We start from the raw sequence: 26,125 nt of genomic DNA on the forward strand, positions 1-26,125 counted from the left end.
TTTTATTTTTGTCTTTACACAATCCCCAAATAAGGATCAAGAATTTCGGCTAATTCATTTAACCAAAAGAAACCATCTTCAATATTTACGGTTTCAGTTTTCATAAATCCATCTTCTCGTATTGCATTTAACGCAATAAGGAAATTTACTTGCCTAATGGTTTTTGCCATACTTTTAGAATCAATTGAATTGTTGAAGAATTCAGTTAACCTCAATTCGGTTTCTTTGGAAAGGGTGTTTGTACTCATAAGTCTGAAAGTTTAGAGAGTATAAAACCCGCATGGGTTAGCTGCTCTACGCCTTTCAGAGCGTTGCGGTTGTTTCCAATACCGCCAGCATGCCGTGCGGGCAGAAGTTTTGTCTTGTTCATATTCTGAAAGTTTAGAACTTCAAATATACGAAAACAAAAGATATATTGTAAGTTTTTTCTTTATTTATAAAATAAAATACTCTGAGTATATTTTCTCCAAATCGAAATTACAAAATTGAAAAATAAATCATTTTAAAATTTCATAATATTTCCTTAACTCACTTGTCTTTTTCCTCTAAAATGGATAAGTTTGAGAATGAATCATTAAATTTTATTTGTTATGAAAGTACAAATCAACACCGACAAAAACATTGAAGGAAGTGCAAGATTAGAAAGTTATTTTTCTGGAGAAGTAGAAAAAAGCTTAGACCGTTTTCAAGATAAAATTACTCGCGTAGAAATTCATTTTGGAGATGAAAATGGAGAAAAATTCAGCTTGCATGACAAAAAATGTGTGATTGAAGTTCGTCCTGTAAAACTACAGCCAATTACGGTTACAGAACACGCCGATACTCTAGAAAAAGCTTTTAGCGGTGCATTGGCAAAAGCTAAAAAAACATTGACTACGACTTTCGAAAAAATAAAAGAACATTAAATATAAAAGTGACAAAGGCACAAAGGTGCAAAGTAACAAAGGAAAAAACTTAGATCCTTGGTTACTTTGCACCTTTGTCGCTTTTCTATTATTTCGGTAAAGGAGCTCCAACTGCAATATCGCAACGGTGACCTGGTTTTCCGTGTGGCGGATTCATTCCTTCTGCAACTGTTGCTTCATTTCCTTCTGTGCTTAACAAAGCTGGAACTGGATTTGATGCTGGCGGTGAAACTGAGAAATTCTGCGTAACCGTTCCGCTTTGAGCCGTATTTGTCGTTGTTGCAGTTGTTGTCGCTTTAGGCGAATTTAATGGCGCTCCAACCGGAATATCACATCTATGTCCTGGTTGTCCATGTGGCGGATTCATTCCTTTTGCCACTTTTACTGGCGTAGTGGTTGTAGTCGTAACCATTTTCTGCTGCTGACTCGGATTTACTTGCACAGTTTGTCCTTGAGTTGCCTGCACTTGCTGTGTCGGCGCAGAATTTAAAGGCGCTCCAACGGCAATATCGCAACGGTGTCCTGGCTGTCCGTGAGCAGGATTGATTCCTTTTGTATCGCTTAAAACTGTATTTGGGTTCGCTGCAGGGTTTTGCACCACTGGCGCAGCTGGTTTAGTTGTATCTTTTGCAAGTCCTAACCTTACTAATTCGGAGTTTGCTGTACTTTCTTGCGGTTCTAATTCCTTTTTACAGGAAACGAACAATAGAGAAGTCACAGCGAGTGAACTTATAAGTAATTTTGCCTTCATGACTGGGGTATTTTTATTGAGAATCAAATATAGTAGTTTTTTAAGAGATTAAATGACATGAATATTGTTAATGATAATTTAATGAGGAACAAAGGTACAAAGTTGCAGAGGTGCATAGTCATTAGGCATCTTAAAATAAACTTTGCGACTTTGCGAGATTCAAAAAACAGCATTGCGAGAAACCTCACTTCCATCGTTAAAAAAATTATACCTTTAAACTCAAATAACATATCTCATGAAAAAAATACTTTTACTTCTTTTATTCGCTGCAACTTTTACAAATGCACAAAATGACAAAAACAAAATCAACCAAACTCTCGACGCGTGGCATAAAGCTGCCGGCGATGTAAAATACGATGCCTACTTCAGTACATTGGCAGACGATGCCATTTACATTGGAACCGATGCCACAGAGAATTGGACCAAAAAAGAATTTGCTGTTTGGGCAAAACCATTTTTCGATAAAGGAACGACTTGGAATTTTAAAGCTTTAGAACGTCATATCTTTTTTGATAAATCGGGAAAAATTGCTTGGTTTGACGAATTGCTAGACACACAAATGAAAATCTGTCGCGGTTCTGGAGTTTTGATTAAGGTGGGGAACGAATGGAAAATTCAGCATTATGTTTTATCCATGACGATTCCGAATGACGAAGTTGATGCTGTAACCAAGATAAAAGCACCAATTGAAGACGCTTTGATTGCAAAACTTCAGAAAAAATAAAACATTTTACTGTTTTCTTATTATAAACATAACTTTTTGAGCATATTAGAAGCGCTGTTAGCAGATTAATTTTAATTAATTCGGCAAAAACAGCGCTTTTTTGTAACTTTAGAATAAGATACTGTCAAAAAAACGAACTGTATTTTACAAAATCCATCAAAATAAAACCAACACCTCTATTTTAACAGCCTTAAAAACAAGAATCTTTATTTTTTTCTAACTTTGACCCCAAAAAAAATAGGGTTAAACAAAGTATTTTAAAAATGAAAATAGAAAAACGCTGGATTATCTCCTTTATCATGATAAGCGTCGTATGTACGATAGGGGCATTTTGGCCAACAGTTACAGAAAATAATTATGTTTTATCAGAATTCGGAACTACAGATCATATTGTTCCTGCCGATGTTGCCTGGATGCTTACTTCGAGCTGTCTGGTTTTAATCATGACACCAGGATTGTCTTTCTTTTATGGCGGAATGGTTGGAAAGAAAAACGTTATTTCGACCATGCTTCAAAGTTTTATCTGTTTAGGAGTTGTAACTCTTTTATGGGTTGTGGTAGCTTTTAGTTTGGCTTTTGGAGAACCAGTTGGTTTTGGCTCAGGAGATCATTTTTACAGCTTTTTCGGAAACCCGACCACTTTTGCTTTTATGGATTATGTTGGCGTTCTGCCTCATAAACAATTGGCCAATACGATTCCGTTTATGCTTTTTGCTTTGTTTCAAATGAAATTTGCCATCATTTGTCCTGCAATTATCACGGGTTCGTTTGCTGAGCGTGTTCGTTTCATCTCTTATCTAGTTTTCATTAGTTTATTCACGATATTCATTTATGCTCCTTTATGTCATGCCGTTTGGTATCCAACAGGCGTTTTAGGAAGCTATTTTGGCGTTAAAGATTTTGCAGGAGGAACTGTGGTTCACATGAGTTCTGGTTTTGCAGCTTTGGCTGGAGTTATTGTTTTAGGAAAAAGAAAAAACAGCCAACATATTCCAACTAATATTCCGTTTGTATTATTAGGAACAGGAATGCTTTGGTTTGGCTGGTTCGGATTCAACGCTGGATCTGCTCTTGCTGCCAACGGAACTGCTGCTATGGCTTTTGCTACAACGACAACTTCATCTGCCGCAGCGATGTTAACTTGGATTTTCTTTGATCGAATGAACGGAAGAAAAGTTTCTGCTCTTGGCGCTTGCATTGGTGCTGTTGTTGGTCTTGTTGCCATTACGCCAGCTGCAGGATTTGTTTCGGTTCCAGAAAGTATGTTCTTCGGTTTCATTACAGCGTTGGTTTCTAACACGGCTGTAAATTGTAAATATTCTAAAAAATTCGACGATACCCTTGACGTTTTTGCTTGTCACGGTGTCGGCGGAATTATGGGAATGATTCTAACTGCTATTTTCGCTCACGGCGAAGATGCAAGCTTACTTCATGGCGGATGGAATGTTTTTGGACATCACATGATGGCGTTGGTTCTAGTTTCAATCTTTACTTTCTTCGGAGCTTATTTCTTGTTTAAAGTAACCAATTTCATTATTCCGTTAAGAGTTTCAGAAGAATCAGAACATATCGGATTGGATTTGTCGCAACACGATGAATCTCTTGACCCAAAAGCGCAACCCATTACTGAGCCACATTACGGTTAAAAAGATATGCCACAGATTTCAAGGATTAAACAGATTAGAAAAATCCTTTCAATCTGTAAAATCTGTGGCAAAAAAACATTTAAACCCACTTACGCCATTTCATTCGTTTATATTCCTTAATTTTGCGGAAAATTTTTGTAAAAGTGGGAAGTAAAAATAAACTAAAAAGATTCAGAGAAAACGAAACATTTCAAAACGTTTTTCAACCAACCAGAGAAGAAGTTGTAGGCGATTTAATGCCTTTAAAAGGAAAATGGAATTCTGATTTCTTTAAAAATGATAATCCATTAGTTTTAGAATTAGGATGCGGAAAGGGAGAATATTCTGTTGGATTAGCAGAAAAATACCCAAACAAAAATTTTATCGGAATTGACATTAAAGGCGCTCGTTTCTGGCGCGGTGCTAAAACTGCTGTAGAAAACGGACTTCATAATGTGGCTTTCGTTCGTACACAAATTGAATTGATCAATCATATTTTTGCAGAAGGCGAAGTTGACGAAATCTGGATTACTTTCCCAGATCCGCAGATCAAATACAAGAGAACAAAACACAGAATGACGAATTCTGAGTTCTTGAAATTGTACAAAAAAATCTTGAAAAAAGACGGTGTTGTAAACCTTAAAACCGACAGTGAATTCATGCACGGTTATACTTTAGGATTGCTTCACGGTGAAGGTCACGAAGTTTTGTATGCCAATCATAATGTTTACAAAAACGAAGGAAGTCCAGAGGTTGTAACTTCTATTCAGACTTTCTACGAAAAACAATATTTAGAAATTAATAAGGCAATTACGTATATTCGTTTCAAAATTAAAGACTAACTTTAATTTTGAAACCTTTATCTAACCGATTTAATAACTAAATGACCTACCTTACTCCTTTAATTTCAGGTTTTATTGCCGCTGCCATTGGGACTATTCCGCCTGGATTGCTCAATATGACGGCTGCCAAAATCAAAATGAAAGAAGGGAAAAAGAATGCGCTGTCATTTGTAATTGGCGCGGTTTTAATTATTTTTTTTCAGGCCTACATTGCGGTATTATTTGCTCGTGTGATAGACAATCGTCCAGATGTTGTCATATTATTGCGTGAAGCTGGTTTTATCATTTTTTCTATCTTAACTGTTTATTTTTTCTTTTTTGCAAAAGATCCGATAGCAAAGAAAAAAACGAAACTAAAGAAAACCAGCAAAAAAAGCAGTTTCTTTCTCGGAATGCTGCTTTCTGGATTAAACTTTTTTCCGATTCCTTATTATGTTGTAATAAGTGTAACGCTTGCTTCGTATCATCTTTTTGTATTTGAAAATACTATTATTTTAACCTTTGTATTAGGCTCAGTTCTTGGGGCTTTTGCAATTTTATATAGTTACATTGCTTTCTTCGGAAAAATAGAAAAGAAAACCGATTACTTCATGCGAAATATGAATACCATTATCGGATCTATTACAGGATTGGTTGCTCTTGCAACACTTTTTAATATTCTGAATTATTACTTCGGATAATTTTATAGCCACAGATTTCACAGATTAAAAAGATTTTTTTACTTTGTGGCTAAACATTTTTCACGCAGATTTTTAAGATTTTTTGCAAATAATCTATTTAATCCCTTTAATCTGTGGCAAAAAAAAACAAAATCATGGCAGAAGAGAATTTTTTCGAAAGAGTGTATGTAATCGCCAGACAAATTCCGTTTGGAAAAGTTACTTCTTATGGCGCTATCGCGAAAGCATTAGGAACGGCTCGTTCTGCACGAATGGTAGGCTGGGCAATGAATGCTTGTCATAATATGGACGATGTTCCTGCGCATAGAGTCGTAAACCAAAAAGGACTTCTGACAGGAAAACATCATTTTGACGGAACCAATTTAATGCAACAGCTTTTAGAAAACGAAGGAATCAAAGTCGTAAACAATCAGATTGTAGATTTTGAAAAACATTTCTGGAAACCTGAAGTTGAGATTTAAAAAACAGTCATAACTCATCTGTCAGGCTGAGCGGAGTCGAAGCCCAATCATGTAATAAGCCCTTCGACTTCGCTCAGGGTGACAAAGGTAGTTTCACATCATTATTTTCAGATCAAGCAAATCACAAAACTTGTTTTATCTTCGTCGGTTTGATAGCTTAGATAACCTCCGTGAGCTTCTATAATATTTTTAGAAAGTGTTAATCCAATTCCTGCTCCATCTTTTCTGGTAGTGAAAAATGGCAAGAAAACTTTATCTCTAATCTCAGCATCAACCCCTTTTCCGTTATCTGCAATCACAATAAAAAAGCGATTGTTTTCGGTATAGCTCGAGATTATCATTTTCTTTTCTGTTTTCTCTTTTAAAGCATGAATACTATTGGTAATCAAATTGATAATTACTTGTTCCATTTGATTTTTATCAATCAAAATCGAACGTGAGCTGTGTATTTCATTTATCAACTCAATTTTTTCTTCCTTCAAAATCGGACTCATAATTCGTAAACAATCTTCAAATAAAGCATTAATTGGCGTCATTTGCTTATTTGGCGTTGGTAGCATTGCCAGTTTACGATAATTCTCCACGAAAAACTGCAAATGATCACTCCTATTGATAATGGTCGAAATGCTGCTTTTGATGTCTTCAAAATCATCTTCTTCTAATTCTTCCTGATCTACAATATGAAGCAGGTTCTGCGAAAGTGCACGAATGGGCGTTAAGGAATTCATTAATTCATGCGAAATAATCTTCATCAGATTTATCCAAGCCTCTTTTTCTTTCTTCTCAATAACACGCTGAATACTGTCTAATAAAATAATAAAATACTCCTTATTATATGTTTGTGTGTGCGAAGTCTGAAGCATAAAAGTCTGCAGATCATGATCTTCAATTTTTATGGAAATGGCTGTTTTGAGTTCACTAAAACCAACATTTTCAATTTCGCTGCAAAGCGCCGGAAGATAATTTTTAAGATATTTCCAATGGCTTACTTTTGGCACTTTGAAGAGATTCGAAAAGCAGTCATTCATTATAAAAATAGTCCAATCGTCATTTTCTTTTTCTAATATTAATGCTGCAGTATCAATACTGTTCAAAATCGAACGGTAGATTAATTCTTTAGAAATCTGCTCTTGCTTCTGAAGCTTTAAAGTATCATACAAAAGATAAAGGCTATTGAAGTTGTCTTTTTTATGTTCTTCGGGAAAGTGAGCTGAAAAATCGTCATGCAGAATAGAGTTTATGGTTTTGTCATAAAACAGCAATTGGTTTTTGACAAAAAAGTACATTTCGAACAGAAAAATCAAAACAAAAATTCCAACTAACAACGCATTGAATCGAAATCCTTTATACAACAATAATGCACTGCAAAGAAAGAGCGCCATAACAAACACGACTCTCACGAACAAGGCGTTATAAAATTTCCAGTTCTTCATTTATTATTTTTTTTTGCCACAGATTAAAAGGATTAAAAAAGATTTTTTATTTTAAATCTGTGAAAATCCTTTTAATCTGTGGCAAAATAATTATTCGTTCTAATTCTTCAAATCGTATTTTTCTATTCTTCTATACAAAGCGGCACGAGACAAACCCAATTCTTCAGCTGTTTTACTGATGTTTCCGTTGTGCTTAAAAAGTGCTTTTTCAATCGCTCCTTTTTCCATTTCTGATAACGGATTTTCATCGTTTTCTTGAATTTCTTCAAAGTCCAAAATATCCAGATCCATTACCGAAATCGTATTGTTTTCTGCCAAAATCAAAGCGCGTTCGATTTTGTTTTCCATTTCACGGACGTTACCTTTCCACGGGTATTTTTCCAGATATGGCGCTGCGTTATCCTCAAAATGCCAATTTCCCTGATTGTATTTTTCGGCAATCTGTTCCAGAATAAAGTTTGCCATCGGTACAATATCATCTTTTCTTTCACGCAAAGACGGAAGATTGATTTCCATTGTATTAATTCGATAAAGTAAATCTTCTCTAAAAGTTTTATTCTTTACTTCTGTTTTAATATCGCTATTTGTTGCTGCAATAACGCGCACATTCAGCGGTCTTGGTTTACTTTCTCCCAAACGCGTTACGGTTTTGGTTTGCAAAACATGAAGCAGTTTCGCTTGAAGATGAAGTGGAATATTTCCGATTTCATCCAAAAAAATAGTTCCGTTTGAGGCATTCTCGAAACGTCCTGGAGTATCAACTTTAGCATCGGTAAAAGCTCCTTTGGCATAACCAAAAAGTTCGCTTTCGAATAGATTATCACTTAACGAACCCAAATCTACGTGCACAAAAGGCTGATTTTTCCTCTCCGAATGCTGATGGATAAATTCAGCAAAAACATATTTTCCTGTTCCATTTTCACCTAAAATCAAAACATTAGCATCTGTTCTCGCTACTTTTTCGGCTATAGAATAAGCCTGTTTTATTTTGGCTGAAGTTCCAACAAAGTATTTCTTTTCGGTTTTTTCTACCTTTTCAGCTGTTTTTTTACTGTTTTTTCTGCTTTCGGCAACAGCCTTATCAATAACTTCTAATAGTTTTTCGTTGTTCCAAGGTTTTAGAACATAATCAAAAGCACCAATTTTAATGCCTTCTACAGCAGTTTCTATTTTACCAAAAGCAGTCATTAAAATCACAATAGTTTGCGGCGAAAGCGTTTTGATTTCTTTTAGCCAATGAATTCCTTCTCGCCCATCTTCAAAACCAATTCTATAATTCATATCCAGCAAGACCACATTTATGTCATTTTCGCTTAAGATTGAAATGATTTTTTTAGGGCTATTGGTTGTAAAAATGGTTTCAAAATGTTTTTTAAGAATCATTTTTGCAGAAAAAAGAATTTCTTCCTGATCATCGACAACTAATATTTGGGCTAGTTTTTTTCTCATGTGGCTTTTTTTTGTCCGCTTCCGAACGGTCAACTGTTCATTATCGGACACTGCTTTTTTGAAGTGTTTCCTCAAGCCCTTTTAAAATCAGTGCTTTACAAATAATAAATTTTATGGCACAGTATTTACCTATTGATTATCAGTAAAATAATTAAAAAATGGACACGGTAATTCCTCGTAAAAATAAAAAATTTAGATATCTCGCAATAGCAATTGCTGTTTTTTTAGTTTTGCTTACTGTTACGGTTTTTGCTTTTAACACTAAAAGAACTTTAAATGTAAAAGCAGACGAGCTAGTAATTCAAAAAGCAGAAAAAAACTTTTTTGAAGATTTCGTAGTTTTTCAAGCAAAAGTAGAACCTTTGAATGTGATGCTGGTAAACGTTACTGAGGGAGGTTCTGTAAAAGAGATTTTTGTAGAAAATGGCGCAATGGTTACCAAAGGACAATCGCTGGCTCGTTTATACAACCCAAACACAGAATTGAATTACCTGACTCAAGAAACTGCGATTATTGAGCAAATCAACAATTTGAATACAGGAAAACTAAACATTAGAAATCAAGAATTAAACTTAAACAAAGATTTAGTTTTGATTGAACATGATTACAACGACGCAAAGAGATTATATGATATGAATGCAAAGCTGTATGAGAAAGATGTAATTTCTAAAAACGACTGGAACACTTTCAAAGAAAGCCTTCGTTTTCAGGAAGAGCGCAAAAAAACAATTCAGCAGAGCATTCAAAAAGAGAAACAAAGCAATCAGGTTCAGATTTCTCAAATAAACCGTTCTATCCAGACCATGGAAAAGAGTTTGGATATTCTTAGAAATAACAAAAAGAACTTTTTAATTACAGCGCCAGAAACAGGACGATTGACTTCTTTTGAACCTGTTTTAGGAAAAACTTTTCAGGCAGGCGCTAGCATCGGAAAAATTGATTCTAATAAAGGATACAAATTGACTGCCGAAGTTGATGAATTTTATCTAGAAAAACTTAGAGAAGGATTAAAAGGACAAGTAGAATTTAAAGGTAAAAATCTTGAAGTTATTGTTACTAAGGTAATTCCTGAAGTTAAAGGCGGGCGTTTTACTGTAGAATTGGCATTTGCATCTAAAGAAAACATTGTACTTCAAGACGGACTTAGCTTTGGCGTAAAATTAATTTTATCTGAAAAGAACAAAACTTTAGTTATTCCGAGAGGCGCTTTTAATCAGGAAGCAGCAGGAAAATGGATTTTTGTAGTAAACGGAAACAAAGCCGTAAGAAGAAATATCAAATTAGGCCGTGAAAATCCTTCCTATTATGAAGTTTTAGAAGGTTTAAAAGAAGGCGAATCTGTAGTTACTTCTTCTTATACCGATTATAAAGATATTGAAGAGCTTTCTCTAAATAAAGAATAGTTTGTTTTGTTTCAAGTTTCAGGTTTCAAGTTAACGCAACGAAAAGAACATGAAACTTGAAACCAGAAACAAACAAAAACAAAATCATCATTTCAATCATCAATCAAAAAACGATTTTAATAACATTTCAAAACCTTAAAAATTATGATCACAATTCAGAATTTAACCAAAGTTTTTAGAACAGAAGAAATAGAAACTGCTGCTTTGAGCGGTATCAGTTTAGAAATAAAAAAAGGAGATTTTCTAACTATCATGGGACCTTCAGGCTGTGGAAAATCAACTTTATTAAACATTATCGGACTTTTGGATAGTGCAGATAGCGGAAGCTACAAATTACTAGATCAAGAAATGATCGGATTAAAAGAAAAAGGAAGAGCTCAAGTACGTAAAGAAAACATTGGTTTTATTTTTCAAAACTTCAACCTAATCGATGAGCTTTCTGTTTATGATAATATTGAATTGCCTTTGCTTTACAATAATGTAAAAGCTTCTGAAAGAAAACAGAAAATTGAAGCTATTGCTGAAAAATTAAATATCTCTCATCGTTTGAAACATTTTCCGCAACAGCTTTCCGGAGGACAGCAGCAGAGAGTTGCCGTGGCAAGAGCTTTGGTAAACGATCCGAAAATTATTTTGGCCGATGAGCCAACAGGAAACTTAGACAGTAAAAACGGTAATGAAGTTATGGAACTTTTAACCGATTTGCATGCTAAAGGCGCTACCATTTTGATGGTTACCCACTCTGATTATGATGCTTCTTTTTCGCAAAGAACCATTCACATGAAAGACGGAGTTATATTTTCTGAAAAGTTAAATCAACGAAATGTTGATGTTTTTATGGACGCTAAATAACAAAGTGATGATTAAAATTATTGTTACTGCACTTGTGGTTCTGGTAGAATTAGTGTGCAAAATATTTACTATGATTTAAAACCGAAAGGTTTACCAAAACAGCCATATCAACTATAAAAAATATACATCAAAATGATTTTTAACTGGTTTAAAATATTTATATATCATTTAAAGCAAAGCAAACTGTTTTCGTTTTTAAATGTTTTGGGACTAAGCATCGGGATTGCGGGCGTAATCTTTGCCATTTTATATTGGAACAATGAGCATTCTTATGATCAATGGAATCCTGAAAAAGAGAATACTTACATGGTTCTTAATAGACTTAGCAATGGAGACACATGGGGTTCCAATTCTATTCCGTTTGGTGAAACTTGCAAAGCTTCTATTCCAGAGATAGAAAATGTGTGCTTCTTTCATACTTGGTACGATGAAGACATAATTAAATATCAGGATCAAAAACTGATGACAAAAGACATCCTTTCTAGTGATGAAAATTTCTTTGAATTTTTCCCTTTTGAAATTATTAAAGGTGCCAAAACCAATATTCTAAAAGAAAAAAATAGTGTTGCAATTTCTGAAGAACAGGCATTATTAATCTTTAAAAATGAAGATCCTATCGGAAAATCTATTTCTTATAGCAATAAAAACTATACCATAAAATCGGTATACCGCATTAGTAAACCATCATCTATAGAACCTTCTTTTGTTTTTAGTGATGTGAAAAGAGAAGGCGACCTAGATGCATGGGGAAATTTTAATTATGGTTTATTAATTAAAACCAAGAAAAATGCAAATGTTTCTACTGTTTTAAAGAAAATGCAAAATGTTTATTTTGTAAATAGAACTGTTAAAGATGCCAAAGAAAGCGGTATGACTGTTGAACAATATGTTAAAGAAAATGGCGAAATAAAAGTCATTTTAGATCAATTGAAAACGTCTCGTCTTTACGGAACCAAAAGTTCTGCTGGGCAAAACTATCCTGAAGGTGTAGGAAATTTAAAATTGCTTTATATCATGGCGGGCCTATCTGTCTTGATTTTAGTTTTATCATTGGTTAACTATATCAATTTAGCAACAGCATCGGCTATAAAACGTGCAAAGGAAGTTGGAGTACGCAAAATTGTAGGCGCTTCAAAAAACCAGATTATTATTCAGTTTATTTTCGAAACTGCAATAATTGTAACATTAGCTATTTTGTTTGCATTAGCAATTGTAGAACTTTCATTGCCATATTACAACAATTTTTTAAACAAAACACTGACTATGAATGGCAGTGAATTCTACCTGCAGCTCATTTTTATATTTGGATTAGTTATCGTTCTTGCGGGTATTTTCCCTGCCATTTATATCTCAAATTTTGAAACTCTAAAAGTTTTAAAAGGTAATTTCTCACGTAGCAAAGGTGGCATTTGGATTCGGAATTCGATGCTTATTTTTCAATTCGGAATTGCGGCTTTCTTTATCATTGGAGCGCTAATTGTCAATTCTCAGGTAAAATATATGATGGAGAAAGATTTGGGCTTCAGTGGCGATCAGGTAATTTCTATTCCTTACAATACTGTAGACAGACTCAAAAGGACAGATGATTATTTAGTTTCAAAACAAGAAATTAAAAAAATTCCAGGGGTTGTCGATGTTACTACCTTTGCAGGAGCCTTTGGAGGCAACTCAGGTTCAAGTTCAGGATTTAAGCACAATGGGATTTTTGTACAGCCAAAAAACATTGAAATGGATTTTGGTTTCCTAGATATGATGAAAATAAAAATCGTTAAAGGTCGCGATTTATCTCCTCAATACGCTTCAGATACCATAAGTGGTATGCTTATGAATGAAACATTGGTTAAAATGTTAAACCTAAAAGATCCAATTAATACAGTTATTACCTCAGGATGGAGCATCGGAAGTGGCGATAATTTAAAGTTTAAAATTGTTGGCGTTGTGAAAGATTTCAATTTAATGGGATTACAAAATAAAGTTCCGCCAATGGTTTTTATAAATCTTAAAACTTTAAAATGGAATAACTTTGGAAATGTGCTTGTAAAGGTTTCTCCAAATAATTTAACAGAAACGCTAGATAAATTGAAATTATATTGGGAGAAAAACGTAAATCCAGATTATCCGTTTGATTACGAATTTGTTAACAAAGGATTTGCAAAGACTTATGCTGAGCAAGTGAAACAAAAAAACCTATTTTTTATCCTAAATTTGGTTGTAATCGTAATTGCTGTGTTCGGATTGTTTGCTTTGGCATCATTTTCGATGGAGAGAAGACTGAAAGAAATCGCCATTCGAAAAACTTTAGGAGCTGAAACAGACATACTCTTAAAAGAATTATCGAAACAATATATTGTTTTCTGTTTTATGGGATTTGCAATCGGAATTGTTCCTGCTTATATATTATTACAGAAATGGCTTGAGGATTTCGCTTTTAGAATTGGAATATCGACAATTCCGTTCGTAATTGCCCTGATTTCACTTTTGCTTTTAACTTTAGTGATTGTCTTAACAAAAGCATTTCAGGTTACTAGAATAGACGTTTTAAAATATCTAAAATACGAATAAGCTTGTAGACCATTTTTTTTAAAGAAGCCCGACAGATTTCAGTAAAATCAGTCGGGCTTTTTATTTTTAATCTTTCATTGTAATAGCATCATTATAAATCAGCTTATCCAGACTTTGGTCACGATCGTATACATCTGGAAAAAAATTGACTTCTCCATTGTCCTGAACCCAACAGGTAAAATAACCTATATAAACCGGAATTTTGCGTTTAAGCATACAAGTTGTTTCTTTTCCTCCGTTCATAGCGCTATCGATTTTGTCTGCCGGCCAATCTGGATCATCTTTTAAAATATGCAATGCAAGCTGTTTGGCTTCTTTTACATTGATACAGCCGTGGCTAAAAGTACGTTTTTCAAATTCGAACAAACTTTTGGCTGGTGTATCATGCATGTAAATATCATTCGGATTCGGGAACATAAATTTCACTAATCCGAGAGAGTTTTTTGGTCCTGGTTTTTGTCGCACTTTACCTCCATTCCATTCCATATTATGATCTGCCAAATAATTTTTATCATTTGCAATCTGAAGTTTTAATTCATTCTGAATAATACTCGTTGGCACATACCAATACGGACTAAAAACAATTCGATCCATATTTCCGCTGAAAATTACAGTCTCACTAAGCCTGTTTCCAACAAAAATATCCGAAACGAGATCATACTTTCCGTCCTTAACATAAAACAATCTGAATGAAGGAATGTTAACCATTACATACTCTTCTGCTTTTGCCAATTTCGTCGGAATCCATCTGCATCTTTCCATATTCAGCATAATGGTTCTTATTCTCTTGCTAATCGGCTCATTCATCTGATTGACAATATCTCTCGTTAGGGCATAATTTATTTTCAGGTTATATCTTTTTTTATAATTTAAAACTCCCGCCATTAATTCTTCGTCATAAATATCACTTCCAGAATCTTGTTTTAAATCTCCTACTACAAATAAGCGATTTCTAATTTGTTTTATGGCAATAGCTGTATCGTCTGGTCTTAAATCTTTGTAAGTAGCACTGTCAATCGTAATTTTCTGCCATAGATTATCGGTTTCTATTTTACGATATTTTTTCAGCGCATCTTTCAATTTGTAATATTGGCTGAATAAAAGATTATCATCTTTATCCAATCGGTCAGAATCGACCATTAATGAATCTAGAATATGAGTATATGAAATAGATTTTGCTGGCAGGTACCATCCTATTTTTTTTAATGTCGCAGGGTCAACTCCAGAATACACATTACTGGCATAAAACACATACATACTGGTTAGCAGTAATTCAGTATCAAGCTGTGATGGCTTGTTGGAAGAACTCTCGTTAAAAGCCTCATCAATTTGTTCTTTGTAAGGCATTTTTTCTTCAATTCCCTGATCTTTCAAAACATTTACTTTCTGGTACAGTAAAGATCCAAATTCGGTTATACTTTTATCATCATACCAAATAGATTTATATTCTTTGGCTTTATAAATCCCCTCAACATCTTTCTGATATTTTTTAAGCTTAGGATATTTTTTAAAAAAGGCATTAATAGAAGCCGCGTCAAGAGTAATCACAGAAACAGCCTTTCGATTTGTCAAATCAGCCTTGCTTTTAGCATTGTTAGAAAATGAATTGAATGAAAATGCAAAAAAACTGACTGCAACAACAATTAAAGAAGAAGTAAAATTTCGCATATTTTTAAAGTTTTAAATTGGTAGAAACAACTTTAAAAAAAATACCGAAAACCCAATAAATTACTCAAAAACCTTAGTTTTCACATATTTTTTTCATATCTGGTAATCATCGATTTGGGCAATCAAATATAGCGAAGTTTTGTGAGAATTTTAATTTAATTAGAAGAAAATTTTTATAAAAAATCATTCCTAATAAATCGATCAAAATTTTATAAAAGTATCAAAAGGGAAGATTCTTAAATTCGGTTTTCAACTAAAAGTTATGTTGAATAATTTTGAATAATCTCAATATCAATAATTACAATCCAAAAACGCTTAATTTCCAAACTTAATCTGTTATCTTTGCACCCTAAAATCAGTTTAAATAAATATAATCTTATAAGACTGGTTTGAGAATAAAAAAATAGCCCATTACAATGAAACTAGATAGAAAAGAAATTCTAAAAGCCTTAGAGACAATCACTATTGCTGGAGAAGGAAAAAATATGGTTGAGAGCGGTGCTGTAACCAATGTTATTACATTTGGAGATGAAGCTGTTGTAGACCTTGTATTGCATACACCTGCTATGCACATCAAAAAAAGAGCTGAAGATGATATAAAAAAAACAATTCATGATTTAATATCGCCAGACGCAAAAGTAAAAGTAAACATTAAAGTAGAAACTCCAGAGAAACCTGAAATTAAAGGTCGTGCGATTCCTGGAATCAAAAATATTATCGCAGTTGCTTCTGGTAAAGGAGGAGTAGGAAAATCTACAGTAACAGCAAACTTGGCTGTTACACTTGCCAAAATGGGCTTTAAAGTTGGTGTTTTGGATGCTGATATTTATGGACCATCTATGCCAATTATGTTTGACGTTGAAAACGAAAAACCTATTTCAGTAACAGTTGACGGAAAATCAAAAATGAAACCTATTGAAAGCTACGAAATCAAAATGCTTTCAATCGGATTTTTTACAGCGCCAAGCCAAGCCGTGATTTGGAGAGGACCAATGGCCGCAAAAGCATTAAATCAAATGATTTTTGATGCAGATTGGGGAGAATTAGATTTCATGCTTCTTGATTTACCTCCTGGAACTGGAGATATCCACCTTTCTATCATGCAATCGCTTCCAATTACTGGAGCTGTTGTAGTAAGTACTCCGCAGGCAGTAGCTCTTGCCGATGCTAAAAAAGGTGTGGCAATGTTTATGCAAGACAATATCAATGTTCCTGTTTTAGGAATTATAGAAAACATGGCATATTTTACACCCGAAGAATTGCCAGAAAATAAATACTATATCTTTGGACAAGAAGGTGCTAAAAACCTTGCTGAAGATCTAGGCGTACCATTTTTAGGAGAAGTTCCTATTGTACAATCTATTCGCGAAGCAGGAGATTACGGCCGTCCAGCGGCATTACAGACAGCGTCTCCAATAGAAAAAGTGTTCGAAGAAATTACTAGAAATGTTGTACAAGAAACAGTAAACAGAAACGAAAGCCTACCTGCAACAGAAGCTATCAAAATTACAACAATGGCAGGCTGTTCTGCAGTTAAAAAATAATTAGATAATTGAGATAATGAAACTAATGAGATAATTTGAAAATTAGATAATGAGATAATTTCACGCAACAAAGTGAATTTTATAATTATCTAAATTGGCACATTTTCTAATTAAAAACATTTTCTAATTGACACATTAATATTATGACAACAGAAGAAATAACAAGCAATGTTTTATTGGCCTTAGATGAGATAAGACCATTCTTAAAATCTGACGGTGGAGATATTTCATTAATCTCTATTGAAGATGACAAACATGTAAAAGTTCGTTTGGAAGGCGCTTGCATTAGCTGCAGTGTTAATCAAATGACACTGAAAGCGGGTGTTGAAACAACAATAAAAAAATATGCCCCACAAATAGAAACTGTGGTAAATGTTATGTAACAAAATCGCTCCTTTTTTTCATAATTAAACTTTCAAAGTTTAACAAGAATAATAAGTGTTTTATTATTTGATTGAAAAAATCATAAAATAACGTCGAAAAAAAGATGCTTTTTGTCACATTCATAAAAAACAATGCAAAGTTTTAAGAGTTTCCGTTAAGGAATTGTTACATTTTTAACTTAAATTTGTCAACATAACCCTTAAATCTTAAACTATGAGAAACTTTTACGCTCTTTTTTTATTATTTTTTGTAAGCGCTGTAAATGCACAACAGGGCCAAACACTTTTTGCTGATAAAGCTTGGGTAAATGAATCAGAAGAATGGTCAGATTTCCAGTATTCAGGCCAAATCATTTTTTCTACGAATGGAAAAACTGAAGAAGGCGCTTTAAGAATTGGAAATTATGATTTCCTATATGACCTTTGTGACGGAAAAGCAAAATTTTCAAACAAGGCAACATATAGCTCAGCCGATTTTTCGCATCCGAGAAAACTTAGTGCACAAACAGACAAACAAGGAATTTTAAACTCTACTTATGAAGGGACCTTAATATTCCAGTCTGACAAAGATTATTACTCTGTTATCTCTCTAGTAACAATACTAGAAAAAGGAGGTAATATTATTGGCGTAAAAATGCGCATTAAAGACAATAGTAGAAAAGAATATGCTTTTAGCTTAAAAGAGAAAAGTTAAAAATTAATAGAGAATTTGAACACGTTTTTCAAATTCTACACAAAATTCCAATAATTAAAATGGATGTATTAATAAAGATTAAAGATCGAGAAGGAGTTATACACGAATTACAGGCTCCGACTGATATGGCAATGAATATAATGGAGTTATGCAAAGCATACGAACTTCCTGTTGAAGGAACCTGTGGCGGAATGGCCATGTGCGCTTCTTGCCAATGTTATGTTCTAAATGATGTTGCATTACCAGAAATGGGTGACGATGAAGAAGCTATGCTTTCGGAAGCATTTTATGTTAAATCTAATAGCCGTTTAGGCTGTCAGATTCCAATTACTGAAGACTTAGAAGGTTTAGAGTTAGAATTAGCTCCTGAATACTAAAAATAAAAAAAGCGAGAATTTATTGATTCTCGCTTTTTTTTAATACTTTTTTATAAAATCATCCAAAGAAAACTCTTTTAATAACTTATCCAAATATTTCCCTCTACTGCTCGATTCCCGTTGATATGGCGCAAATAAACTAGTCGATTTATTCAGTTCGTCATTCAATTCTTTCAGGTAATTTTCTTCTTCTACTGTCTGCAATGACGACTTATTAGCGATAAAATCTAAAATTCGTTTTATAGTGATTTCTTTTTCAATAATAGCATTTTCGTCATTATTCAAAGTACAGATTCCGTAAACGCCTTTACAGTAATAATTCCATTCTTCTTCTAAAGCATTTTCTGCTTTTTCAGGATTTATTTCTCCTTTTTCATCAAAAACATTTCCATAAGCAAATGCTTTATTCTGATGTCTGTTTAAATGTAAAAGCAAGTTCTCTTTAAATTCCTTTTTCAATTCTTTATAAGATTCTGTCCTATTCTTTTTAATCAGATCTATAATATTTTTAGCAAAATATCTTTTGGACATTGTTACTGTATGCTGATCATTTAAAGGAGAACTAATCGTTATTTCTGAATTAATTACATAAGAAGGTGACGGAATTAACTTTTCTTCAATAAGCCCATTTAATTCATCATCAGATAATCTTGTAAGTCTTTTGACTTCTTCAAATTCCAGATAATTATCTACGATATAGGCAAGATTTTCATCTCTCATCTTAACTACTTTTTAAAAATTCTGACGGATCAAAAGGTTCAAATTCTCTTTCAGAAAAAACTTCTGTCAAAACCCCTGCTGAACACAGCCAAGAAATAGTTTCTTCCAGCGTATTTCCTGCTTTATAAATCATTTCGCTATATCGTGGCAAAATATAATATTGATTGTTTAAGAGAATGATTTCATCACCATCAAAAGTATCTCCAATTCTGATGGAGTTCAACACTTCCTCTTTCGTTAAAACCTCTTTTCCTTCATCCCAAAACCAATATTCGGTAATACGGTTTTTCCATTCTTCTAGAGTAAGAATTATGGTTTCAGGAAGATAAATCCTTACATAAGTTCCTCCTAAAATCCCGCTTCCGTATGTTTGGACATATTCTTTATAATCTTCATCAAAAGTTATGTTTAATGTTTTTTCGCAAGCCAATATATCTTCTTCATCAGCTGTAAATAAGTCCGTTTTATTGGTATTATAATTGGGAATGATCTTGTATTTATCGAAATTCATAACGTTTAAATTTTAATTGCTAAGTTACTATTTATTGAAACTATTTCTCACAAAAAAACCGTAATTACATTACTGCAATTACGGTTTTTTCTTTATACCAATTTTATTTATTCTTTTTAAATTCACTCCATTCATTGAAACGTCTATCAATAATTGGTTTTAAAGAATTGTAATTCTCCCATGTATTTTCAACATGATAAAATGACTCATATTCAAAGCCTTTTTTTTCTGCTTCTTTATCAAAGTGTTCTCCATAATCGTCACAGTAAGCTCCAAATTCTTTCGCAAAATCTGATTCATCATCATAATAATACGCTTCTGCAAATTCATTCCCTAAATCATTAAGATCATAATTTGAAAATTTTTCGTCACAATAATCTATTAAAAATTCAGCACCAGTCAATTCTCTATTTTTTATGGCATTAATTCCCTCTTCAGAATCTTCCAATTGCTCTTCTGATAAAAGATCTTTATCAATACACCAGGTTAAAAACATTCCAATATGAGTGGAAGCATTTACATCTGGTAAATCATCCGGATAATCTCCCCCGTAATGCCATGACGAATCATCATACTTTGCCATACTTCTTTTTTTTTAAAATTTCTCTTACAAAGATACTTTTATAATATTTTTAAAATTACTTATAAAGCCATTAGACTATCAAAATAAGCCACTTAAAACAAAAAACCGTAATTACATTACTGCAATTACGGTTTTTTCTTTATAACAATTTTAATTAATCTACGAAGATTATACCAAACCTGCTTTAATTAAATATTCAGCAATTTGGATGGTGTTTGTTGCAGCACCTTTTCTTAAGTTATCAGCAACAATCCACATGTTTAATGTATTTGGCTGGCTTTCGTCACGACGGATTCTTCCAACAAAAACATCATTTTTACCTTCTGCGTATAATGGCATTGGGTATGTAAAGGTATCTAAATTATCTTGTACTGTCACTCCATCTGTATTATGAAGGATTTCACGAACTTCATTTACCTCAAAATCATTAGTAAACTCAACGTTTACTGCTTCACTGTGTCCGCCTACAACTGGTACACGAACTGCAGTAGCGGTAACTCTGATAGTGTTATCTCCTAAGATTTTTTGAGTTTCACGAACTAATTTCATTTCTTCTTTAGTGTATCCGTTTTCTTCAAAACTATCGCAGTGTGGAATCGCATTTCTGTGAATTGGATATTTATAAGCCATATCACCTTGAACTCCAGCGTACTCGTTTTCTAATTGTTTAACTGCTTTTACACCTGTTCCTGTAATAGATTGATAAGTAGAAACGATAATTCTTTTAATGTTGTATTTTTTGTGCAAAGGAGCCAAAGTCATTACCATTTGAATAGTAGAACAGTTTGGATTTGCAATAATTTTATCTTCTTTAGTTAAAACATCAGCATTGATTTCTGGAACTACCAATTTTTTAGTCGGATCCATTCTCCATGCAGAAGAGTTATCGATAACAGTTGTTCCGGCAGCAGCAAATTTTGGAGCCCATTCTAATGAAGTATCTCCTCCAGCAGAGAAAACAGCGATATCAGCTTTCATATCAACAGCTGTCTGTAATCCTACTACTTTATATTTGGTTCCTTTGTATTCGATTTCTTTTCCAACTGATCTTTCTGATGCAACAGGAATTAATTCTGTAACAGGAAAATTTCTCTCTGCTAATACTTTAAGCATTACTTCGCCTACCATTCCAGTAGCGCCTACAACTGCAATTCTCATTTTTATATTTTTAAATAATCAATTAATCTAATTTGTAACGCAAAAGTAAGTATAATAAAAGTCTCCACAAGGTGATTCACAAAAAATAACAAATTGTTACAAAATAAACATTTTGTAAAAAAAACCGCCTCTTTAGAAGGCGGTTAAGTTAGACTTAGTGTAGCGGTATTATATTTTTATTTATTTTTCAATAAATCTCTAATCTGTATCAATAATTCTTCTTGAGTTGGTCCAGCTGGAGGCGGTGGTGCAACATCCTTCTTTTTTGCATGGTTCATTCCTTTAATTATCAAGAATAAAACAAAAGCCACAATTATAAAGTTAATTACTGCCGATATAAATACTCCGTATTTTACACCTCCAAAAGCAGTTAATTGTTCAATAGTCGATAAATGTGCAGCATCTAAAGCTGGTTTCAACAGCAATGGCGTGATTACATCTTCAATAAATGAGCTAACAATTTTACCAAAAGCAGCTCCAATGATCACCCCGACAGCCAGGTCAACCACATTGCCTTTCATTGCAAATTCCTTAAATTCTGAAAAAAATCCCATATCGTATCTGTTTATATTTATAATTAAGTAATGTCGAAAATACGCAATTTTATTGGAAATTCTTAATATTATCTAAAAAATACCCTCTTAACACGCTGCGAAATACTCGTCATTATCTCATATGGAATTGTTTTTAAGGCTACAGCCATCTCTATCACAGTTGGGCTTTCGCCGAAAATAATTACCGAATCTCCTTCTTTGCAATCTATATGGCTTACATTGACCATCAACATGTCCATGCAGACACTGCCAACGATTTTTGCTTTCTGGTTTTTAATCGTCACATACCCGATTTCATTTCCCCATAATCTTGAAATTCCGTCTGCATAACCAATCGGAATTGTGGCAATTTTGGTTTCTCTATCGGCCATAAAACGGCGTCCGTAACCTACGCTGTCGCCTGACGGAATGGTTCTTATTTGAGAAATTATCGATTTCAGAGTTCCGACATTTTCTAAATATTTTTGCTCAGCCGGATCATTTGAAACGCCATACAAACCAATTCCTAATCGCACCATACTATATTGAGCATCGGGAAAATTACTAATTCCAGAAGTATTCAAAGTATGCCTTATCGGGTTGATATTTAATTCTGACATTAACTTAGAAGACAGTTTTTCAAACAATGCAATCTGCTGTCGCACAAAATCAAAATGTTTCGGATCATCGCTTGTTGCCAAATGCGACAAAATGCTCTGAACACGCACAGTTGAATTGCCTTTTAAAGTCGTAATCAGTTCATCGATTGTATTGTTTTCAAAACCTAAACGATGCATTCCTGTATCCATTTTAATATGAATTGGATAATCTTTTAAGTTCTTTTCGCGAGCAATTTTCAAAAAAGCATTCAGCCCTTTTAAACTATAAATTTCAGGTTCTAATTGATACTGAATCATAGATGGAAAACTTGTCGATTCTGGATTCAGAACCATAATTGGAACTTTTATTCCGCCATTTTTCAGCGATATTCCTTCATCGGCGAAAGCCACTCCCAAATAATCTACTTTATGATGTTCTAACAGTTTTGCAATTTCTAGACCTCCATTTCCGTAACCAAACGCCTTTACCATAACCATCATTTTGACATTTGGCGCCAATTTTGACTTATAGTAATTAAAATTATGGCTTATAGCATCGAGATTAATTTCGAGAATTGTTTCATGCGTTTTTTCTTCAAGAAGCGAAACAATTTCTTCAAACTGAAAAGATCTTGCTCCTTTTATTAAAATGATTTCGTTATTGAAATTCAGATTGTCTATTACAGCAATAAAATCATCTGTATTTTGAAACATTGTGCTATTTGGAAATTTCGATGCAAAAGAAGAAATTGTTGGGCCAATGCCAATTACACGATTTATTTTATTGTCTGAAATTAGCTGGGCAACTTTAGAATATAATTCTTCATTTGTGAAGCCGCTTTGAAAAATATCTGATAAAATAACGGTTTTTGAGGCTCCTTTTTTCTTTTGGCTTTCTAAGAAATCCAACGCAATTTTAAGTGATTGAAAATCGGAACTGTAACTGTCATCAATAATACTACAATTATTGGTTCCGTTTTTCACTTCTAAACGCATTCGAACAGGATAAAGCATTTGAATACGGCTTTGAATTGTTTCCTGATCGTATTCAAAATGCAATAAAACCAACAAGCAAGAAATAGCATTTTCTAAAGAAGCCGAATCGTTAAATGGAATTTCTAAATTGAACGTTTCTTTTTTGTATTGATATTGAATAAAAGTATGATCGTTTTTATATTCTCTTTTTTCAATAAAAACATCTGCATGCTTATCGGTAAAACTCCATGAAAAAAGTTTTCGCGGATGAATCATATATTCAGCAGCAAACTGAGTCAGACATGATTCTACAACTTCTGTTTTTTGATAGATTATAACTGGACAATCTTTAAACAAAAGTAATTTTTCGTCAATCTTCTGCACTAAGTTTAAAAATCCTTCATCGTGAGCACTTCCAATATTGGTGAGTACACCGATTGTAGGTTTAATTATATTCTCGAGATGAATCATTTCGTTAACTGTCGAAATTCCAGCTTCGAAAATTCCTAAATTATGCTTTTCATTAATTCCAATTACCGAAAGCGGAACTCCGACTTGAGAGTTATAGCTTTTAGGACTTCTAATAATATTATAATCGGGGCTCAATAAAAAATTAAGCCATTCTTTTACAATCGTTTTGCCATTGCTTCCTGTTAGTCCGATAACTGGAAAATGAAAAAGATTTCTATAATATGCTGCAAACTCCTGAAGTGCCTGAAGTGTATTTTTGACTACCAAAAAATTAGCTTTATCGGTACAGCCTTCTGGAATATATTGGACAACAAAATTCTGAACTCCGTTTTCTATTAGATCTGGAATAAATAAATGAGCATCATTGTTAACACCCGCCAGAGCAAAAAATAATGTTTGTGATCCGTTTTGAAGAGAACGGCTGTCAATGGAGATATGATCGATTAAAACATCAGTATTTGAGCCAATGCATTTGGCATTTAATACTGAAACCAAGCTTTTTAAATTTAGGCTCATTTAGAAATTTCTTTTTTTCAAATTTAAAAAAAGGTTTGCCACGAATGTCCCAAATTTTCACTAATTATTCTATTTAATATGAAAATGCAGAAAAAGAAGGTTTGCCACGAATTGCACGAATTTACACGAATTAATTTTTAAAAAAATCTGCTAAATCTGCGTGATTTTTTTTGCCACAGATTAAAAAGATTATCACTTATTATAATCTATTTAATCCTAAAATCTGTGGCTAAAAAATAATTCGTGTGAATTCGTGTATTACGTGGCAGAAAACATTTATTGAGTATATTTGTTTTTACACCACAAATTTCCATGTTTTGAAAAAAGTACTTCCAATATTCTCTTATATATTACATCCGATTTTTATATCGCTATATGCCACTTTGTTTTATTTATTTTACAAAGATGATGTCTTCAGTACACAAGAAAAATATTTTGTTTTAATTCAGATTTTGGTAATCAATGTGATTGTTCCAGTCTTGTTTTATTTATTGCTAAAATCAACAGGACATGTAAAATCAATAATGCTGAGCCAGGCATCAGAACGAACCATTCCGCTCATCTTGCAATGTTTTTTATACATTTTATTGGTCAAAAGAAGTATTGTAATAAACCGCTATCCAGAGCTTCACTTCTTTTTTCTTGCTGCATTATTCAGTACCATTTTAGCTTTGGTATGTGTACTTTTCAAGACAAAAGCAAGTCTGCACATGGTCGCCGTTTCAGGTTTAACGATTTTTGTCATCGGATTAAACATTCATCTTCAGCTTCATAACCCGTATTGGCCTGCTTTACTTATTTTATTGTCGGGAATTGTGGCTTCATCGCGTTTAGAAATGAATGCGCATACTTCTAGAGAAATATTAATAGGATTGTTTATCGGAATAATGCCTCAGCTTTTATTTTTATATCTGTGGTTATAAAATATAAAAAATTAATCCCGCATTTAGGGTTTTCATATTGATCTTTTCGCCATCCAAAGTTGTTGCAGACTTAAACAAAGGACTTAAACCATAATATATATATACATTCCAAGTATTATATCCGGCGGCAAGATATGGGCCGTATTGAAATTTATTAATATCAGCATTATTCTTGATTTTGTATGTTTTCTCACCATCATCAAGAGTCGAAGCATTCGAAAAAACATAACTCAATTTTACTCCGCCATAAATACGCCAAAATTTAGTGCTTTCGTAAGTTGAATTACGCCATCTGAATTCGATTGGAAGATCTACCGAATATTGTCTGTAACGGTTGGAAACAAATTGCCCATAATCGTTTACTCCATATATTGTTTTTCCTGATCCGTCCTCAGAAATAGTAAGATTCTGATAATAATTTTGATAGCTTAAACCTAGACCCGCAGCGATAGCTACAGTTCTCGATTTATTAATGGGCATATCACGCAAAAAACCGCCTGAAAGTCCTAGAGAAAACTTATTCTGTTTAAAATCGATTGGAATATCGGTAAACATATTATAGGTAACCGAAAAATAAAACTGATCTTCTCGATACAAAGAATCAATCTTTATAACTGGTTTTATCTCAGGCTTAACGTCTTCTTGTGCAAAAGAGTTAAAAAAAGTGAGTAAAAATAAGCAGCTAAAAATAATTCGCATATCGTGGTTCGGGTTTAAAGAGGTAATTACAAATAAACGCTTTTTGAATCACATTTATTTCACATACAAATATAATTATAATGC

The 26,125-nt window shown here is 33.3% G+C and carries 26 protein-coding genes; 14 read left to right on the top strand and 12 right to left on the bottom strand.

Going from position 1 to position 26,125, the window contains the following annotated elements:
* Positions 1 to 14: 14 nt before the first annotated feature.
* Entirely contained in the window at positions 15 to 248 is a 234-nt protein-coding gene (locus tag ABXT06_RS00670; protein ID WP_354589025.1) for a hypothetical protein, read from the bottom strand.
* Positions 249 to 590: 342 nt separating this feature from the next.
* Here ABXT06_RS00670 and ABXT06_RS00675 point away from each other — a divergent pair, with 342 nt between their 5' ends.
* Positions 591 to 905, top strand: a complete 315-nt coding sequence (locus ABXT06_RS00675) for an HPF/RaiA family ribosome-associated protein (protein WP_354589026.1) — start codon at positions 591 to 593, stop codon at positions 903 to 905.
* Between the two features lie 88 nt (positions 906 to 993).
* Here the strand turns inward: ABXT06_RS00675 and ABXT06_RS00680 are convergent, their stop codons facing one another.
* A complete protein-coding gene (locus tag ABXT06_RS00680) occupies positions 994 to 1,656 on the bottom strand; it encodes a hypothetical protein (protein ID WP_354589027.1) in 663 nt (220 codons plus the stop codon).
* A gap of 235 nt (positions 1,657 to 1,891) precedes the next feature.
* Between ABXT06_RS00680 and ABXT06_RS00685 the strand changes: the two genes are divergently transcribed.
* From ABXT06_RS00685 to ABXT06_RS00705, 5 genes are all read left to right on the top strand, one after another.
* Complete coding sequence (locus tag ABXT06_RS00685) at positions 1,892 to 2,380, top strand: nuclear transport factor 2 family protein (protein WP_354589028.1); 489 nt, start codon at positions 1,892 to 1,894, stop codon at positions 2,378 to 2,380.
* Positions 2,381 to 2,643: 263 nt separating this feature from the next.
* Positions 2,644 to 4,026, top strand: a complete 1,383-nt coding sequence (locus ABXT06_RS00690) for an ammonium transporter (RefSeq protein WP_177211239.1) — start codon at positions 2,644 to 2,646, stop codon at positions 4,024 to 4,026.
* A gap of 143 nt (positions 4,027 to 4,169) precedes the next feature.
* The gene (trmB, locus tag ABXT06_RS00695; protein ID WP_073408106.1) at positions 4,170 to 4,847 is read left to right on the top strand and encodes a tRNA (guanosine(46)-N7)-methyltransferase TrmB; all 678 of its coding nucleotides are present in this window, start codon (positions 4,170 to 4,172) and stop codon (positions 4,845 to 4,847) included.
* A gap of 41 nt (positions 4,848 to 4,888) precedes the next feature.
* The gene (locus ABXT06_RS00700; protein ID WP_354589029.1) at positions 4,889 to 5,527 is read left to right on the top strand and encodes a lysine transporter LysE; all 639 of its coding nucleotides are present in this window, start codon (positions 4,889 to 4,891) and stop codon (positions 5,525 to 5,527) included.
* Between the two features lie 134 nt (positions 5,528 to 5,661).
* Positions 5,662 to 5,988 (top strand): MGMT family protein, encoded by a 327-nt coding sequence (locus tag ABXT06_RS00705; protein ID WP_263523981.1) that lies wholly within the window; start codon positions 5,662 to 5,664, stop codon positions 5,986 to 5,988.
* 107 nt (positions 5,989 to 6,095) lie between these two features.
* On the opposite strand, the gene ABXT06_RS00710 is transcribed toward ABXT06_RS00705, so the two are convergent.
* Both ABXT06_RS00710 and ABXT06_RS00715 read right to left on the bottom strand, forming a co-directional pair.
* Positions 6,096 to 7,421, bottom strand: coding sequence for a sensor histidine kinase (locus ABXT06_RS00710; protein ID WP_354589030.1), 1,326 nt, complete (start codon positions 7,419 to 7,421; stop codon positions 6,096 to 6,098).
* A 99-nt stretch (positions 7,422 to 7,520) separates the two neighbouring features.
* Positions 7,521 to 8,870, bottom strand: a complete 1,350-nt coding sequence (locus ABXT06_RS00715) for a sigma-54-dependent transcriptional regulator (protein WP_354589031.1) — start codon at positions 8,868 to 8,870, stop codon at positions 7,521 to 7,523.
* A 158-nt stretch (positions 8,871 to 9,028) separates the two neighbouring features.
* Here ABXT06_RS00715 and ABXT06_RS00720 point away from each other — a divergent pair, with 158 nt between their 5' ends.
* The 3 genes from ABXT06_RS00720 to ABXT06_RS00730 all read left to right on the top strand — a co-directional run bounded on the left by ABXT06_RS00720 (position 9,029) and on the right by ABXT06_RS00730 (position 13,687).
* Positions 9,029 to 10,273: an efflux RND transporter periplasmic adaptor subunit gene (locus ABXT06_RS00720; RefSeq protein ID WP_354589032.1), complete on the top strand. Its 1,245-nt coding sequence runs from the start codon at positions 9,029 to 9,031 to the stop codon at positions 10,271 to 10,273.
* A 144-nt stretch (positions 10,274 to 10,417) separates the two neighbouring features.
* Positions 10,418 to 11,125 carry an ABC transporter ATP-binding protein gene (locus ABXT06_RS00725; protein WP_354589033.1) on the top strand — a complete coding sequence of 236 codons (708 nt, stop codon included), beginning with the start codon at positions 10,418 to 10,420 and terminating at the stop codon, positions 11,123 to 11,125.
* Between the two features lie 132 nt (positions 11,126 to 11,257).
* A complete protein-coding gene (locus ABXT06_RS00730; protein ID WP_354589034.1) occupies positions 11,258 to 13,687 on the top strand; it encodes an ABC transporter permease in 2,430 nt (809 codons plus the stop codon).
* A gap of 66 nt (positions 13,688 to 13,753) precedes the next feature.
* Here the strand turns inward: ABXT06_RS00730 and ABXT06_RS00735 are convergent, their stop codons facing one another.
* The gene (locus tag ABXT06_RS00735; protein ID WP_354589035.1) at positions 13,754 to 15,355 is read right to left on the bottom strand and encodes a L,D-transpeptidase family protein; all 1,602 of its coding nucleotides are present in this window, start codon (positions 15,353 to 15,355) and stop codon (positions 13,754 to 13,756) included.
* Between the two features lie 416 nt (positions 15,356 to 15,771).
* On the opposite strand from ABXT06_RS00735, the gene ABXT06_RS00740 reads away from it, so the two are divergent.
* From ABXT06_RS00740 to ABXT06_RS00755, 4 genes are all read left to right on the top strand, one after another.
* Positions 15,772 to 16,899 carry an Mrp/NBP35 family ATP-binding protein gene (locus ABXT06_RS00740; RefSeq protein ID WP_354589036.1) on the top strand — a complete coding sequence of 376 codons (1,128 nt, stop codon included), beginning with the start codon at positions 15,772 to 15,774 and terminating at the stop codon, positions 16,897 to 16,899.
* A gap of 143 nt (positions 16,900 to 17,042) precedes the next feature.
* Positions 17,043 to 17,282: a NifU family protein gene (locus ABXT06_RS00745; RefSeq protein ID WP_008466263.1), complete on the top strand. Its 240-nt coding sequence runs from the start codon at positions 17,043 to 17,045 to the stop codon at positions 17,280 to 17,282.
* A 214-nt stretch (positions 17,283 to 17,496) separates the two neighbouring features.
* Positions 17,497 to 17,976 carry a hypothetical protein gene (locus ABXT06_RS00750; protein ID WP_129746028.1) on the top strand — a complete coding sequence of 160 codons (480 nt, stop codon included), beginning with the start codon at positions 17,497 to 17,499 and terminating at the stop codon, positions 17,974 to 17,976.
* A 59-nt stretch (positions 17,977 to 18,035) separates the two neighbouring features.
* Entirely contained in the window at positions 18,036 to 18,353 is a 318-nt protein-coding gene (locus tag ABXT06_RS00755; RefSeq protein ID WP_091490641.1) for a 2Fe-2S iron-sulfur cluster-binding family protein, read from the top strand.
* 39 nt (positions 18,354 to 18,392) lie between these two features.
* Here ABXT06_RS00755 and ABXT06_RS00760 read toward each other — a convergent pair whose 3' ends face one another.
* The 6 genes from ABXT06_RS00760 to ABXT06_RS00785 form a co-directional block, all read right to left on the bottom strand.
* Entirely contained in the window at positions 18,393 to 19,073 is a 681-nt protein-coding gene (locus ABXT06_RS00760) for a DUF6058 family natural product biosynthesis protein (RefSeq protein WP_354589037.1), read from the bottom strand.
* 1 nt (position 19,074) lies between these two features.
* Complete coding sequence (locus ABXT06_RS00765; RefSeq protein WP_354589038.1) at positions 19,075 to 19,584, bottom strand: SMI1/KNR4 family protein; 510 nt, start codon at positions 19,582 to 19,584, stop codon at positions 19,075 to 19,077.
* A 103-nt stretch (positions 19,585 to 19,687) separates the two neighbouring features.
* A complete protein-coding gene (locus tag ABXT06_RS00770) occupies positions 19,688 to 20,167 on the bottom strand; it encodes a DUF7832 domain-containing protein (protein ID WP_354589039.1) in 480 nt (159 codons plus the stop codon).
* A gap of 168 nt (positions 20,168 to 20,335) precedes the next feature.
* On the bottom strand, positions 20,336 to 21,325 hold the full coding sequence (locus ABXT06_RS00775) for an aspartate-semialdehyde dehydrogenase (protein WP_354589040.1): 990 nt from the start codon (positions 21,323 to 21,325) through the stop codon (positions 20,336 to 20,338).
* Positions 21,326 to 21,501: 176 nt separating this feature from the next.
* On the bottom strand, positions 21,502 to 21,879 hold the full coding sequence (gene mscL, locus ABXT06_RS00780; protein WP_354589041.1) for a large conductance mechanosensitive channel protein MscL: 378 nt from the start codon (positions 21,877 to 21,879) through the stop codon (positions 21,502 to 21,504).
* 68 nt (positions 21,880 to 21,947) lie between these two features.
* Entirely contained in the window at positions 21,948 to 24,419 is a 2,472-nt protein-coding gene (locus ABXT06_RS00785; RefSeq protein WP_354589042.1) for a bifunctional UDP-N-acetylmuramoyl-tripeptide:D-alanyl-D-alanine ligase/alanine racemase, read from the bottom strand.
* A 317-nt stretch (positions 24,420 to 24,736) separates the two neighbouring features.
* Here ABXT06_RS00785 and ABXT06_RS00790 point away from each other — a divergent pair, with 317 nt between their 5' ends.
* A complete protein-coding gene (locus ABXT06_RS00790; RefSeq protein ID WP_354589043.1) occupies positions 24,737 to 25,342 on the top strand; it encodes a hypothetical protein in 606 nt (201 codons plus the stop codon).
* On the opposite strand, the gene ABXT06_RS00795 is transcribed toward ABXT06_RS00790, so the two are convergent.
* Positions 25,337 to 26,041: a porin family protein gene (locus ABXT06_RS00795; protein WP_354589044.1), complete on the bottom strand. Its 705-nt coding sequence runs from the start codon at positions 26,039 to 26,041 to the stop codon at positions 25,337 to 25,339. The genes ABXT06_RS00790 and ABXT06_RS00795 overlap by 6 nt on opposite strands.
* Positions 26,042 to 26,125 lie beyond the last annotated feature (84 nt).

It is taken from the genome of Flavobacterium sp. UW10123 (assembly GCF_040538975.1).
Lineage (GTDB): Bacteria > Bacteroidota > Bacteroidia > Flavobacteriales > Flavobacteriaceae > Flavobacterium.

What these genes read in the sequence shown, in the direction of transcription:
- ABXT06_RS00670 (WP_354589025.1), bottom strand. Translation starts at nt 248, where the DNA reads ATGAGTACAAACACCCTTTCCAAAGAAACCGAATTGAGGTTAACTGAA.
- ABXT06_RS00715 (WP_354589031.1), bottom strand. Translation starts at nt 8,870, where the DNA reads ATGAGAAAAAAACTAGCCCAAATATTAGTTGTCGATGATCAGGAAGAA.
- ABXT06_RS00725 (WP_354589033.1), top strand. Translation starts at nt 10,418, where the DNA reads ATGATCACAATTCAGAATTTAACCAAAGTTTTTAGAACAGAAGAAATA.
- ABXT06_RS00775 (WP_354589040.1), bottom strand. Translation starts at nt 21,325, where the DNA reads ATGAGAATTGCAGTTGTAGGCGCTACTGGAATGGTAGGCGAAGTAATG.
- ABXT06_RS00740 (WP_354589036.1), top strand. Translation starts at nt 15,772, where the DNA reads ATGAAACTAGATAGAAAAGAAATTCTAAAAGCCTTAGAGACAATCACT.
- ABXT06_RS00720 (WP_354589032.1), top strand. Translation starts at nt 9,029, where the DNA reads ATGGACACGGTAATTCCTCGTAAAAATAAAAAATTTAGATATCTCGCA.
- ABXT06_RS00690 (WP_177211239.1), top strand. Translation starts at nt 2,644, where the DNA reads ATGAAAATAGAAAAACGCTGGATTATCTCCTTTATCATGATAAGCGTC.
- ABXT06_RS00680 (WP_354589027.1), bottom strand. Translation starts at nt 1,656, where the DNA reads ATGAAGGCAAAATTACTTATAAGTTCACTCGCTGTGACTTCTCTATTG.
- mscL (WP_354589041.1), bottom strand. Translation starts at nt 21,879, where the DNA reads ATGGGATTTTTTTCAGAATTTAAGGAATTTGCAATGAAAGGCAATGTG.
- ABXT06_RS00785 (WP_354589042.1), bottom strand. Translation starts at nt 24,419, where the DNA reads ATGAGCCTAAATTTAAAAAGCTTGGTTTCAGTATTAAATGCCAAATGC.
- ABXT06_RS00700 (WP_354589029.1), top strand. Translation starts at nt 4,889, where the DNA reads ATGACCTACCTTACTCCTTTAATTTCAGGTTTTATTGCCGCTGCCATT.
- ABXT06_RS00685 (WP_354589028.1), top strand. Translation starts at nt 1,892, where the DNA reads ATGAAAAAAATACTTTTACTTCTTTTATTCGCTGCAACTTTTACAAAT.
- ABXT06_RS00795 (WP_354589044.1), bottom strand. Translation starts at nt 26,041, where the DNA reads ATGCGAATTATTTTTAGCTGCTTATTTTTACTCACTTTTTTTAACTCT.
- ABXT06_RS00735 (WP_354589035.1), bottom strand. Translation starts at nt 15,355, where the DNA reads ATGCGAAATTTTACTTCTTCTTTAATTGTTGTTGCAGTCAGTTTTTTT.
- ABXT06_RS00675 (WP_354589026.1), top strand. Translation starts at nt 591, where the DNA reads ATGAAAGTACAAATCAACACCGACAAAAACATTGAAGGAAGTGCAAGA.
- ABXT06_RS00760 (WP_354589037.1), bottom strand. Translation starts at nt 19,073, where the DNA reads ATGAGAGATGAAAATCTTGCCTATATCGTAGATAATTATCTGGAATTT.
- ABXT06_RS00755 (WP_091490641.1), top strand. Translation starts at nt 18,036, where the DNA reads ATGGATGTATTAATAAAGATTAAAGATCGAGAAGGAGTTATACACGAA.
- ABXT06_RS00770 (WP_354589039.1), bottom strand. Translation starts at nt 20,167, where the DNA reads ATGGCAAAGTATGATGATTCGTCATGGCATTACGGGGGAGATTATCCG.
- ABXT06_RS00730 (WP_354589034.1), top strand. Translation starts at nt 11,258, where the DNA reads ATGATTTTTAACTGGTTTAAAATATTTATATATCATTTAAAGCAAAGC.
- ABXT06_RS00765 (WP_354589038.1), bottom strand. Translation starts at nt 19,584, where the DNA reads ATGAATTTCGATAAATACAAGATCATTCCCAATTATAATACCAATAAA.
- ABXT06_RS00745 (WP_008466263.1), top strand. Translation starts at nt 17,043, where the DNA reads ATGACAACAGAAGAAATAACAAGCAATGTTTTATTGGCCTTAGATGAG.
- ABXT06_RS00750 (WP_129746028.1), top strand. Translation starts at nt 17,497, where the DNA reads ATGAGAAACTTTTACGCTCTTTTTTTATTATTTTTTGTAAGCGCTGTA.
- ABXT06_RS00705 (WP_263523981.1), top strand. Translation starts at nt 5,662, where the DNA reads ATGGCAGAAGAGAATTTTTTCGAAAGAGTGTATGTAATCGCCAGACAA.
- ABXT06_RS00710 (WP_354589030.1), bottom strand. Translation starts at nt 7,421, where the DNA reads ATGAAGAACTGGAAATTTTATAACGCCTTGTTCGTGAGAGTCGTGTTT.